At 71.8% G+C, this 11,944-nt stretch carries 9 protein-coding genes; 7 read left to right on the top strand and 2 right to left on the bottom strand.

Features of this window, described 5'->3' with window-relative positions:
• The 5 genes from AC2CHE_RS11415 to AC2CHE_RS11395 form a co-directional block, all read left to right on the top strand.
• Positions 1-2,959, top strand: a 2,959-nt coding sequence (locus AC2CHE_RS11415) for an ATP-binding protein (protein ID WP_484504871.1), incomplete at its 5' end; no start/stop codon positions are given.
• A 1-nt stretch (position 2,960) separates the two neighbouring features.
• Positions 2,961-4,898, top strand: a complete 1,938-nt coding sequence (locus AC2CHE_RS11410; protein WP_484504870.1) for an MFS transporter — start codon at positions 2,961-2,963, stop codon at positions 4,896-4,898.
• Positions 4,895-5,455: a hypothetical protein gene (locus tag AC2CHE_RS11405; RefSeq protein ID WP_484504869.1), complete on the top strand. Its 561-nt coding sequence runs from the start codon at positions 4,895-4,897 to the stop codon at positions 5,453-5,455. The genes AC2CHE_RS11410 and AC2CHE_RS11405 overlap by 4 nt, the downstream gene beginning before the upstream one ends.
• Positions 5,448-6,614: a M23 family metallopeptidase gene (locus tag AC2CHE_RS11400; protein ID WP_484504868.1), complete on the top strand. Its 1,167-nt coding sequence runs from the start codon at positions 5,448-5,450 to the stop codon at positions 6,612-6,614. The genes AC2CHE_RS11405 and AC2CHE_RS11400 overlap by 8 nt, the downstream gene beginning before the upstream one ends.
• A gap of 13 nt (positions 6,615-6,627) precedes the next feature.
• Positions 6,628-7,221, top strand: coding sequence for a hypothetical protein (locus AC2CHE_RS11395; protein WP_484504867.1), 594 nt, complete (start codon positions 6,628-6,630; stop codon positions 7,219-7,221).
• A gap of 2 nt (positions 7,222-7,223) precedes the next feature.
• Here AC2CHE_RS11395 and AC2CHE_RS11390 read toward each other — a convergent pair whose 3' ends face one another.
• Positions 7,224-7,778 (bottom strand): hypothetical protein, encoded by a 555-nt coding sequence (locus AC2CHE_RS11390; RefSeq protein ID WP_484504879.1) that lies wholly within the window; start codon positions 7,776-7,778, stop codon positions 7,224-7,226.
• 198 nt (positions 7,779-7,976) lie between these two features.
• On the opposite strand from AC2CHE_RS11390, the gene AC2CHE_RS11385 reads away from it, so the two are divergent.
• Complete coding sequence (locus AC2CHE_RS11385; RefSeq protein WP_484504866.1) at positions 7,977-10,535, top strand: FtsK/SpoIIIE domain-containing protein; 2,559 nt, start codon at positions 7,977-7,979, stop codon at positions 10,533-10,535.
• Complete coding sequence (locus AC2CHE_RS11380; protein WP_484504865.1) at positions 10,532-11,242, top strand: hypothetical protein; 711 nt, start codon at positions 10,532-10,534, stop codon at positions 11,240-11,242. The genes AC2CHE_RS11385 and AC2CHE_RS11380 overlap by 4 nt, the downstream gene beginning before the upstream one ends.
• A gap of 15 nt (positions 11,243-11,257) precedes the next feature.
• On the opposite strand, the gene folE is transcribed toward AC2CHE_RS11380, so the two are convergent.
• Positions 11,258-11,920 (bottom strand): GTP cyclohydrolase I FolE, encoded by a 663-nt coding sequence (folE, locus tag AC2CHE_RS11375; RefSeq protein WP_484504878.1) that lies wholly within the window; start codon positions 11,918-11,920, stop codon positions 11,258-11,260.
• Positions 11,921-11,944 lie beyond the last annotated feature (24 nt).

Genomic DNA, 11,944 nt, shown 5'->3' with positions numbered 1-11,944 from the left:
CCCCACGCCGCCACCCGCCGTCGGGCCCGCGCCGGCAGCTCAGCGGGCGGCTCCGGCACCCCCGCGACCGCCCGGACCCACGCCCGCCGCGTCGCCCGTCCACATTGTCGACGAGGCGGTGGCAGCCACGAGCCTGCCGCCGGCCCCCACCCGGATGACGCCAGTCCCCGGAGAACGGCTGCCGAGCGCCCGGACGCCCGCCGACGATCGTCCTGCCGGAGACGAGCGTCCGGTCCGGGAGGACCGCCGCGTCCCCGACAACGAGCCGGCCTCCGCCGACGCCGAGACCCGGACGCCACGCCGGGTCGCGCCCCCGACCAACCGCCCGGCGCCCCGGCAGCGTTCCGTCGACCACCGGGAACGGCCGGCCAAGCCGGTCCGCGTCCGGCCACCGAAGATCAAGTTCGGCGATCGGGATCCAGCGGTCGAACTGGCCATCACCGAGATCGCCGGTCACCTGACCTTCACCCCCAATACGGTCACCGCCTGGTACTGGCTGCCCGAGGTGCGCTGGGCCTTCCGCCCCGACGCCGAACGCGAGGCGTTGCTCGCCGCCATCTCCGAGCAGTACGCCGGCCTGGCCGGCTTCCGGCTGCACCTGCGCCGGACCACCCGACCCTTCCCGGCCGACGAGTGGGCCCGCACCATCGACGCCAACACCGCCGCGCCGCTGCCCGACGTCCCCGGCACACCCGGCTGGGCCGAACACCTGGTCGCCGCCCAACGACACCTGCTCTCGGTCAATCACGCCGAGGGCCAGACCTACCTCGGCGTCACCTTCGCCCGCCGGTCCCTCGGTGACTCGCTCACCGAGCGGCTGCTGCGCACCTTCGGCCGCGGCGTCGCCGATGGCGAGCGGCGCAAGCTCGGCCGTACCGTCGAACAGTTCGACGAGGTGCTCGGCGCCTTCGGCATGCGCGGACGGCGGGTCACCGCGCACGAACTGGAATGGCTGCTCTACCGGTCGGTGGCGCTCTGCATGGCGCCCCCCGGCGCGCTCTCGCCCATCACCGACGGACGCTGGGAACGCGGTGACCTGCTCGCCCTCACCGAACAGGTCGAGCGCTACCGCACGCCGTACGGCTCCACGGTCAAGCTGGTCCACCGGATGACCGGCGAGGAACGACACGTGGCGGTGCTCGCCGTGGGGCGGATGGAGCCGCTCGAGATCCCCGAGCGACACGAGCCCTGGCTGCACTTCCATGAGCGGCTGCCCTGGCCGATGGAACTGTCCACCCGGGTCGACATCCTCGGTTCCGGCGACTCCTTCCGCAACCTGGAACACCGGCTCCGAATGATCCGGTCACAGCAGCTGGACTACGCCGAACACGGCATCGACGCCCCACCCGAGTTGGAGCGACTCGCCAAGCGTGCCCTGGTCATCGGCGACGAGATGACCACCGGGCTGCCGGTCGACTCCGCCCGCGCCCACGGCTGGCACCGGATCGCGGTGAGCGGCCGTACCCGGGAGGAGTGCCTGGAACGAGCCCGCCGACTCATCCAGCTCTACTCCCGCGAGTTGCGCGTCTCCCTGCAGCACCCGAAGAACCAGGACTGGCTGGCCCGCGAGTTCATCCCCGGTGAGCCGATCGCCAATACCGGCTACGTACGCAGGATGCCGGTCAACCTGCTCGCGGCGGCGCTGCCGCAAGCCGCCTCCACGGTGGGTGACCGACGTGGCGACCTGATCGGGCGTACCGCCGGCACCTGCCGCCGCCCGGTTTTCCTCGACCTGCACTTTCCCATGGAGGTGCGGGAGCGATCCGGTCTGGCGGTCTTCGTGGCCGAGCCGGGCGGCGGCAAGTCCACGCTGCTCGGCGCGCTGGGCTATCTGGCCGCTCGCCGCGGCGTTCAGGTGACCCTGCTCGATCCCTCCGGCCCGCTGGCACGGCTCTGTGCGATGCCGGAGCTCCGGCCGTACTCGCGGGTGCTGAACCTGACCGGCTCCGAACACGGCACGCTGGCACCGTACGCGCTGATCCCGACCCCGCTGCGCAGCGAGTTCGCCACCGGAGCCGCCGGCGACCGGGAGTTCGAGATCGCGGTCTCCAACGCGCGGGCCGAGCGCCGGATGCTGGTACAGGACATCTGCATGATGCTGGTGCCACCGCAGGTGGCCCGGGAGGCCTCCACCGCCACCCTGTTCCGGCACGCCGTGCGCCAGGTCCCGGCCGAGGAGACCTCCACGATGGACGACGTGGTCACCTGTCTCGGCCAGCTGGATGACCACGCCGGCCGGGAACTGGCCAACCTGCTGCTTGACACTGCCGAGATGCCGCTGGCGATGCTCTTCTTCGGCCGCCCGCCGGAGGGTCTGCTCGGGCCGGACGCCGCGCTCACGGTGATCACCATGGCTGGCCTGCGACTGCCCGACCTGAAGATCGAACGCGAGTACTGGTCGGCCGAGGAGGCGCTCGCCCTACCGATGCTGCACACCGCGCATCGGCTGGCGGTCCGCCGGTGCTACGGCGGCTCGATGGCCTCGCGGAAGCTGGTCGGCCTGGACGAGGCGCACTTCATGGAGGGGTGGCGTTCCGGCCGGTCATTCCTCGTCCGACTCGCCCGCGACTCCCGCAAGTGGAACCTCGCCGCGCTGGTCGCCTCGCAGAACCCACGTGACATCCTCGGTCTCGACGTACAGAACCTCGTCTCCACCGTCTTCGTCGGCCGGATCGCCGAGGACGCCGAGATCGCCTCCGAGGCGCTGCGGCTGCTGCGGGTGCCGGTCGATGACGGCTACGAGGCCACCCTCGCCTCTCTCTCCACCGCCGACGCGACCTCCGCAAGCCGGCTCGGTTTCCGGGAGTTCGTGATGCGCGACGTCGACGGCCGGGTCCAGAAGGTCCGGGTCGACGTCTCCTACGTGGATGGCCTACTGGACCACCTCGACACCACCCCCGCCGCCATCGCCGCCGCCGCAGGGGTGCTGCCGACCGTGCTGCCTGACATGGAGGCGTGACATGGCGAGGGCCCGGGCACGGATCACGGCGCTCCTCCTGGCACTCGGCGTCCTCGCCGCAGCCACGATCAGCTGGCCCGGGCTCACCGCCACACCGGCGTACGCGGCTCCGGTGGCGTACCAGGCCGCTGCGGCCGAACTCTGCTCGACCGAGGAATGGCAGGTAGATTTCCGCGCCTGCGTCGCCAAGCTTCAGCAGGTGGCGGAATCGGAGGCGACCTGCCTCAACCCGCCGACCCCAACTGCCCCCGACTCCGGCATCGCCGGCTGGTTCGCCTCCCGCCCGGAGGCCTCGAAGCTCCCCGGCCCGAAGGGTTACTACAGCGACTACGGCTACGCCGGTTACAGCTACAGCACCTACAAGATCGAATCTGGCTGCGCGACCACACTGCTGCACCCGGACTACAAGTTCACCAACACCATCGCCAACGGCGAGTTCATGCTGGCGACAGCGATCATCGGTGCCTCGAACGCCCTGCGCGAACGCGCGTGGGAGCCGGGCACCATGTGGGGCTGGGCTGACCCGCTGGTGGACCAGGCCACCAAGGCGGTCTACCAGAAGGTGTTCAGCGTCTTCGGCATCGTCACCCTCTGCGTGGTCGGGCTCTACCTGCTCTGGCGCTCGCGCCAGTCCGACATGAGCAGCGCGATGACCACGGCGGGCTGGGCGTTGGTGGTGATGGTGGCGGTCACCGCGCTGGCCGCCTGGCCGGTCAAGTCCGCGAACCTCGCCGACGGCGCCCTCGTCTCCATGCTCGGCGTCGTGCACGACGCCGTAGGCCCGGCCGCCAAGGACGTGCCGCCGGACCGGTGTGCGATGCCGAACCCGGACGCCTGCACGGACAAGCGTCCACCGGCGGTTCGGGCCAGCGACACGGCCGCCGAGGCGATGCTCTACCGGAACTGGCTGCGCGGCGCGCTCGGCTCGGCCGACAGCGAGACCGCCAAGAAGTACGGCGCAGCGCTCTACGACGCCAAGTCGCTCTCCTGGGGTGAGGCCGAGAAGATCCGGACCAGTCCCGAAACCCGCGAGGCCACGATCAGTGCCAAGAAGCAGCAGTGGATGACTGTCGCCGCGCAAATCGAGCGGGAGGATCCGGAGGCCTACCAGTACCTGCAGGGCGTCCGGGACATGGACCGGGTGGGTGCCGGGTTCATCGCGGTGCTCGCCGCCCTGCTCTTCGCGATGTTCGACCTGACCGCGTCGCTGTTGGTGCTGCTCGGCTTCCTGATCTTCCGGTGGGCGGTGATCGTGGCGCCGATCCTGGGCACCATCGGCCTGCTCCGTCCGGCCAGCGCCGGCCTGCGACGGCTGGGCAACGCGGTGGTGGCGGCGCTGTTCAACATCGCGATATTCGGCACCGGCGCCGCCATCTACCTCTTCGCGGTCGACCTCATCATGAGCACGGCGACCCTCCCCGGCTGGCTGCAGGTGGTGCTGGTCTGGCTCTGCGGGGTGGTCGGGTGGCTGCTGCTGCGCCCCTACCGCCGGATAACCCAACTCGGTGGCAAGGACAACAGCGAGGCGGTCAGCTCGGCGGGGTCCTGGCACCGCCGATTCTTCCGAGACATGCGCACCGCTGCCCGCCTCGACGTCGCCGAGCCCGGTGGCACCGCCGAGCCTACTGTCGGACGACGCCGGGCGATCGCACCGGAGCAGCCGAAGGTGCGTCCGGAGGCTCGTCCGGACCCGGTCCCCAGCGGCGCACCCGCGGCCGTGAAGCGGCCGGACGACCGCGAATCCGGCGGCACCGACGACCAGAACCGGGAGCGGCCTGGCAAGGGGGCGGTCGCGCCCAAGCCCCGTCGGCGACAGCCAGCCTCCTGGACGGAGCCGGACGTGCCGGACGAGAACCCCTCCTACGTCATCTATCGTCCCGGTTCGGCCGAACGGGCACCCGAGAAGCCGGCGCCGCGGGTCCGCTCCGAGGCACGGTGACCGTCGTGCGCCGCGCGATCGAGTTCCTGTTCCTGAGGCTGCTGCGGTCCCGGCTGGGTGTGGCACTCGGCATCGCCGTGCTGGTGCTCGGGGTGGTGGGGGCGGCCAGATTGGTGGCCGGCCCGACCGACCCGGCGACCGGGCTGAGTAATCGCCCGATCGAACCGATCAGCACGGTGCACCCGACCACCGGGGAAGACGGCGCGATCTCCACGACCACGACACCATCCCCGGTCACCCGGCCCGGCCAGCCGACACCGGACCTGGTCGCCGAACGCTTCGCCGCCGCCTGGCTCGGTCGCCCCGGCCAGTCGACGGCGGACTGGCACGACGCGCTGCGTCCGCTCTCGACCACCGGCCTCACCGAGAAGCTTTCTGGCGCCGACCCGGCCGAGGTGCCTGCCGACGCGGTCACCGGCGACGTGACTCTCCGTCCACGCGGTGAGACCTTCGTGGAAGCGACGATTCCGCTCGACGACGGACAGCTCCGGCTCGAACTGCTGGCACCCGACGGGCGATGGTTGGTGGACGCGGTGGACTGGAGCAGGAATGAGTGAGCAGAGCCGTTCCCGTCGACCGGTCCGGACCGGTGCCCTCGCCGCCGCGCTCACCGCAGCGCTGGTGCTGCTCTGCTGCACCGGCGGCGCGGGTGCGTTCTTCCTCACCGAGCTGGGCGGCGACGCTGCCGAGCAGTTGGCCCCGGCCAGCATGGAGTGCACCGGGGACTTCGAGGTCGACGTCACGGGCAATATGCCGCGCTTCGCCGAGTACGGGGAACGCCAGCTGCGGAACGCCGCCGCGATCATCAAGGTCGGCCAGGAGATGAAGGTGCCGCCGCGGGGCTGGGTGATCGCGGTGGCGACCGCCATGCAGGAGTCGCGCCTGCTCAACCTGGCCAACAGCACGGTCGGCGAGTCACAGGACATTCCGAACGAGGGGGTCGGGGCCGACCACGATTCCGTCGGTCTCTTCCAGCAACGGCCTTCGTGGGGAACGGTCGCCCAGCGGATGGACCCCGAGTATTCGTCCCGCAAGTTCTACGAAAAGCTGGTCGACGTATCCGACTGGAAGAAGCTGCCGCTGACCGTGGCCGCGCAGCAGGTTCAGATCAGCGCCTTCCCGGACGCGTACGCCAAGCACGAGGAACTCGCCGCCCGCATCGTGGATGCGCTGGCCGGGGGCGCGGCACGTACCGCGCTGATCGCCGGACGGGAGGTGTGTGACGCCGCCGCAGGCGGCGAGATCGCGGCCTCCGGTTGGACCGCACCGATTCCGGGCGGCGTCGGTTCCGGATTCCGGACCCCCAGTCGGCCCGGGCACAACGGTGTGGACATCTCCGCGGAATTCGGCACCAAGATCAGGGTCGCGGCGACCGGTCGGGTGCTGGTCTCTCGCTGTGACCCGGACCGGAGAGGACGGCTCAGCTGTGACGAGGAAGGCTGGCCCGGCAAGGGGGGCTGCGGTTGGTTCGTCGACGTGCTGCACGCCCAGGGCGTCATCACCCGCTACTGTCACATGGTGGATCCTCCCCGTGTCGCCGTCGGCGACACGGTGCAGGCCGGTGACGTGATCGGCGAGGTGGGCAGCAGCGGCAACTCCTCCGGGCCGCATCTGCACTTCGAGGTACACTTCGACGGCGATCGCAGCAGCCGGGGCGCCAGAGACCCGGTTTCGTTCATGCGGTCGAAGGGCGCGCCGTTGAAGGGTGCCGGGTGAACTGCGGGCCCTCATGACCGAACCGCTTCCGGACCCGTTCGCCGACCAGCCCGACTGGGCTCCTCAGCCACCCCGTCCGATCGAGATCGTCCCCGCCGCCGGAAGCGTCGAACTGCGCGGACGGCGGGTGCTGGTCGGACTGCCCGGGCTGGGGTGGCGTGCCGACCTACGGGCCGACGAGCGGGTGGTGCAGAACAGCCGCACCTACGTCCCGGTCATCCCGGAGCACGAGTGGTATCGCGCCGAGTCGGACCAGGTCGAGGTTTTCGCACCGCTGGTGCCGGTCGAACGGGTCTGGGTCGAGACGGTCGGCCGAGTGACCACACCGACGCCAGACGGCGGCCTGCGTCTCGTCTCACTGGACGCACCGGCACACCCAGCACCGACGCCGGTCTTCGAGGCGGACGCGGTTACCGGGCGACGGGTCGTGCACATGGTCGGTTCGGTCGAGCACCGTGATCTGCGCGCCGTCACCGAGGTCTACTCGGGCGCCGAGGGCGACATCTGCGTACGGGTGACACCCGAGATGGAGTGGTACCGCTGGGCCTGGCGCGGCCAGTCGCCGACCACCCTGGAGGTGCCGGTTCACATGCTCTGGGTCGAGTGAGGCTAGCTCGGCGTAGCTGAGCAGACCCGCCAGTCCTCGCCCAGTCGGGTGGTAAATGTCCATGGTTGCCGGTCGCTTTGTCGGATACCGTCCACCTGCGCCGCAAAGGTCAGGTCGACGCGTACCTCAGCGCTGCCGTCGATCCGATCCACCTGGAAACGTTCCCAACTAACCCACATTGTCGTGCCGAAGCGCTCCTCCCGGGCTGCAAGGTCATCCCTGAGCCGTCGAAGCGTCTCGAACTCGGACACATCTTCACAGCTGAACAGGCGGGATCGAACGTCGTTGCGATCAACTAGGTACGCGCGCAGATAGTTGTCCACTACCACTGCGGGAGTGCTGCGGTCGGGGGTGGTGGCGCGGTCGTAGACGAGATAGCCGACGACTCCTCCGGTCAGGCAGAGCACCGCGACCACCCCGGCGACCACGGTCAACACCGTACGCAGTCGTCGCCGGGGCTGACGCGGAGCCGGCGCGACCGCGGGCGGTGCCAGTTCCTCCGGCGGTGTTCTCTGCGCCGGTACGCGGGAGACCTGGGAACCGGCGGGGGGCGGCACTGATTCCACCCCCTGAGGCTATCGGCTGGCGGCCCCGGACCCAATGCCCCGGATTTGGCAGATCGTGACTGAATCCTGCCGATGGGTGAGATCCCTGACGACACCGGCGCAGCGCCGACCCGCATCCCGAAGGTGGAGCCATCGCTGGGATACCGTCGTTGCTGCCCGGCGAGTGGGTGCCGACCTCGGGCGGAGGGGGTGGACACGGTGGGCGGTCCGAAAGCGCGGACACTCCGCGCCGCCGCGCTGCACCGCCGGGCCGCCGCGACGGTCACGGCGGCGACGAATGTTCTCGACGACACCCGCCCCGTCCCGGCCGACCAGCGGCGCCAGTATGCACTGGCCGAGCGGCTGCGCGAGGCGACGAACGTCCTCGCCCCCGGTTGGGCCGGGTCCACGCTGGACGCGGTCGAACCGGCTCATCCCGCCGGGGAGGGGCCACCGCCGTTCGTTCGGGTGGGCACCGCCGCCCCGCTGGACGACGCGCGCTTCCCGGCGCTGGTGCCGATGTTCGGCAGCGGCCACCTCGTGGTGGACGCCGACGCGCACGATCCACGAGTCGCCGGGCTGCTGCGATCCGTACTGCTGCGGATGCTGGCGGCGACACCGGCGGGGGCGCTGCTGGTACGGGCGGTGGACGCCACGGGTGTCGCGCTGGCGCCGTTCGCGGTGCTCGGTGACGCCGGGGTGCTTGCCCCGCCGGCCACGGACACCGAAGGTCTGGAGGCCGTGCTGGTGGAGGCGGAGCGGTGGGTGGCGCCGGACGCCTCCGGTCCGCGCCGGCACGACCGCGCGCTGCTGCTGGTGCTGGCCACGCTGCCCGAACCGCTCCGGCCGGGCGACCTCGCACGGATCGAGGCGCTTGCCGAGCGGGGGCCGGAGGCGGGGCTGCACCTGGTGGTGGCGGGGTGGCCGCCGGCCGGCCGGGCCGCACTGCCCAGGGCTACGCCGTTGGCGATGCGGACGGCCTACGCGTTGCTCGGTGATCCGCCGGGCGCGGCGTTCGCCGGTGGCGGCACCGACGGAGGGCTGAACTCTCCGGTCTTCGTCGACCCGGACCCGCCGGCCGAGTTGATCGACGGGGTGTGCCGCCGGATCGCAGCCCAGATCGAGGCCGGCAGCCGGCTCTCCCTGGCGCACCTGCTGCCGCCTCCGGAAGATCTGTGGCAGGCGACCGGGGCGGACGGGCTCAGCAGCACCGTCGGCGATGCGGGTGGGCGGCCGGTCTCGCTCGGCTTCACCGAGCTGACCCCGCACTGGCTGGTGAGCAGCCGGTCGCGGGACTGCCGGTCCACCTTCCTCACCACCGCGTTGCTCGGACTCGTCGCGCGCTACGCTCCGGACGAGTTGTCGCTGTATCTGGTGGACCTCGGTGACGGCGAGTCCTTTGCGGAGTTCCTGCAGACGGAGCGGGACCGGTCCTGGGCGCCGCAGGTCCGGGCGGCCGCGATGGCCGCCGACCGGGAATACGTTCTGGATCTGTTGGACGAGTTGACGGCCGAGGTGCACCGGCGCGCGGAGGCGTCCGCCCGCGCGGGTGGGCAGCGTTTCGCCGAGTTGCGGGAGCATCGCCCGCTGCCTCGGGTGGTCTGTGTGCTGGAGAGCCTGCCGGCGCTCTTCGCCGAACGGGACCGCCTGTCCGCCGAGGCGGCCGTACGGCTGGACGCGTTGGCCAGGACCGGGCGGGCGTACGGTGTGCATCTGGTGCTGGCCGGCGAGGGTGACCTGGGCCTGGGCACTCGATCGGACGGCGGGCAGCGGGATTCGCTGCTGGGCCAGTTCCCGGTGCGGGTGGCGCTGCCTGGCGGCGGGGCGGTGCTGGCACCAACGAACGACGCCGCGGCCGGCCTGCCGGTGGGCAGCGCGGTGGTGAACACCGCCGGCGGTCTCGGCGGTCCCCGCGGAGCGATCCGAGGTCATGAGCGGATGGTCCGGTTCCCCGATCCGGCAGACGAGCCGGAGGCGGTGGCGGCGCTGCGCCACCGGATCTGGACGGCCCGCCCGTCGGACGCGGCACCGCCCGTCGTCTTCGCCGGGTATGCGCGCCCGCTGCTGCGCAACGATCCCCGTTATCGGGCAGCCGTCGCGGGCCAGTCGACGACCCCGGCCGCGTTGCTCGGGCGGGCGGTGGATGTCGCGCGCAGCACCGCGGCGGTGCCGTTCGGCCCGGCTGCGGGTCGCAACCTCGCGGTTCTCGGTCCACGGCCTGCCGCGTGTCGCCTCCTGGCGACGGCCGTGCACAGCACGGCGGCCCACCACCCGGCGGGTACGGCGCGGTTCGTGGTCGCCGTACCGGACGCAGAGACCGGGCACCTTGCCGACGCTCTCGTCGCGGAGTTGGCCGAACGTCATGACGTCGACCGGGTGGATCTCGCCGGGCTGATCGCCGTGGCGGACTCCGGTGAGCCGGCGTACCTGGTTGTCTTCGGGCTGGATGTGGCGCCGCCCGAGCAACTGCCACCGGCCAGGCTGCGGGCCCTGCTGCGTGACGGGCCCCCGACCGGACAGCATCTGCTCGGCTGGTGGCGCACGGTGCCGTCGTTCGCGACGCTGATGGAACCGGGCGAGACGGTGGACAAGCTGACCGCCGTGGCGGTGGCAGGGGTGCCGGGGGCTCAGCTCACGCCGGTTTTCGGCCGCCCGGTGGAGTGGCGACCCCGGCCCGACCGGGTGGTGCTCTGGGACGGGCCGGCCGAGCGCGGCGTGGTGCTGGTTCCGTACGACGTGCCCGCCGGCGTGCAGGGAGAACCCGGATGAGTCTCGATCACTCGCCGGCCACCGCCGCCGAGCCGGTTCGGCAGCGCTCGGCCGGTGCACCGGGCGATCCGGTCGGGGCCGCGTGGGCGGACTATCTCGCCGCTGCCCGGCAGCTCGACGGGGTACGCCGGGGCGCGGCGACCGCTGCGGGCGAGCAGGCCCGCGCGGTCCAGGCCGCCCGGGAGGAACTCGCGGGCGTACGCACCCGGCTGGCGCCGCAGGAGAGCCGGCTACGTGAGCTGGGTGTGCCACCGATCTCGCTGATGCCGACACCCCCGGAGGTGGCGGAGGCGACCCGATCGATGAACGGCGGCCCGGCGGCGGTGCTGACCGCGTTGCGGGATGCCCGCCGGTGGGCGGTCGGAGCGGACGACACGCTCGCCGCCCGTGGTCTGTCCCGGGTCGCGCACTGGCCGTCCCGCGCCCGCAACCTCCTGGTGTACGGGCCGCTGGGGCTGTTCGTTCCGGTGCTGCTGGTGACGGTGTACCTGCTGGCCGGCGCCGGTGCGGTGACCGCGTTCGCGGTGCTGATGGGGCTGCCGGCACCAGCGGTCGCGTTCGCCCTGGGATGGTTCGCGGTGGGCCGTTGCTTCTCGCCCGGGCCGGGAGAGCGGGTCGACCGTACGCCCCGGTTCGGCGCGCTGGTCTGTCTGGTCCCCGCCGTGGTGGCCAACGCGGGAATCGTGCTGGCGATGCTGTCGCCCTGAACGACCGACCGCTGGTCAGCGGGGGATGATCAGAGCCATTGCCTCGGCCCGGGACTTGGCGTCGTGTTGCAGAGTGCCCCGCACCGCGGACGTGATCGTCTTGGCACCGGATTTCTGGATGCCCCGCATCGCCATGCACATGTGTTCGCACTCAAGCACGACGACCACGCCGCGCGGCTCCAGCCGGGTCATCAGCAGGTCCGCGATCTGCGAGGTGAGCCGCTCCTGCACCTGGGGCCGCCGGGCGAAGACCTCGACCAGCCGGGCCAGCTTGGACAGGCCGGTGATCCGGCCGTCGGGGCCGGGGATGTAGCCGATGTGGGCACTGCCCCGGAACGGGAGCAGGTGATGCTCGCAGAGGCTCATCATGTCGATGTCCCGGACCAGCACCAGTTCCTCGTGGTTGGCCTCGAAGGTGGTGGTGAGCACCGTGGCCGGATCGACGCGCAGGCCGGCGAAGAGTTCCGCGTACGCCCGGGCGACCCGGGCCGGGGTCTGCTGGAGTCCGTCGCGGTCGGGATCCTCCCCGACCGCGATGAGGATCTCGCGGACGGCCTTCTCGATCCGGCCGAGGTCCATGGTGTCCTCGACGGGACGACCGGTGAGCCGGCCGTTGATCAGCCGCGCGGCGATGTAGTCGAGGCGGTCGGTGGCGGGTTCGGTGGCGGAGGCGGCCAGTCCCCCCTGCGGGGAACTGGCCGC

This window comes from Micromonospora sp. ATLC16, from assembly GCF_057196645.1.
This window is presented reverse-complemented; position numbering and strand designations above follow the sequence as displayed.

Excerpts from the sequence above, each read along its gene's own strand:
- AC2CHE_RS11400 (WP_484504868.1), top strand. The coding sequence starts at position 5,448 with ATGAGTGAGCAGAGCCGTTCCCGTCGACCGGTCCGGACCGGTGCCCTC.
- AC2CHE_RS11380 (WP_484504865.1), top strand. The coding sequence starts at position 10,532 with ATGAGTCTCGATCACTCGCCGGCCACCGCCGCCGAGCCGGTTCGGCAG.
- AC2CHE_RS11410 (WP_484504870.1), top strand. The coding sequence starts at position 2,961 with ATGGCGAGGGCCCGGGCACGGATCACGGCGCTCCTCCTGGCACTCGGC.
- AC2CHE_RS11395 (WP_484504867.1), top strand. The coding sequence starts at position 6,628 with ATGACCGAACCGCTTCCGGACCCGTTCGCCGACCAGCCCGACTGGGCT.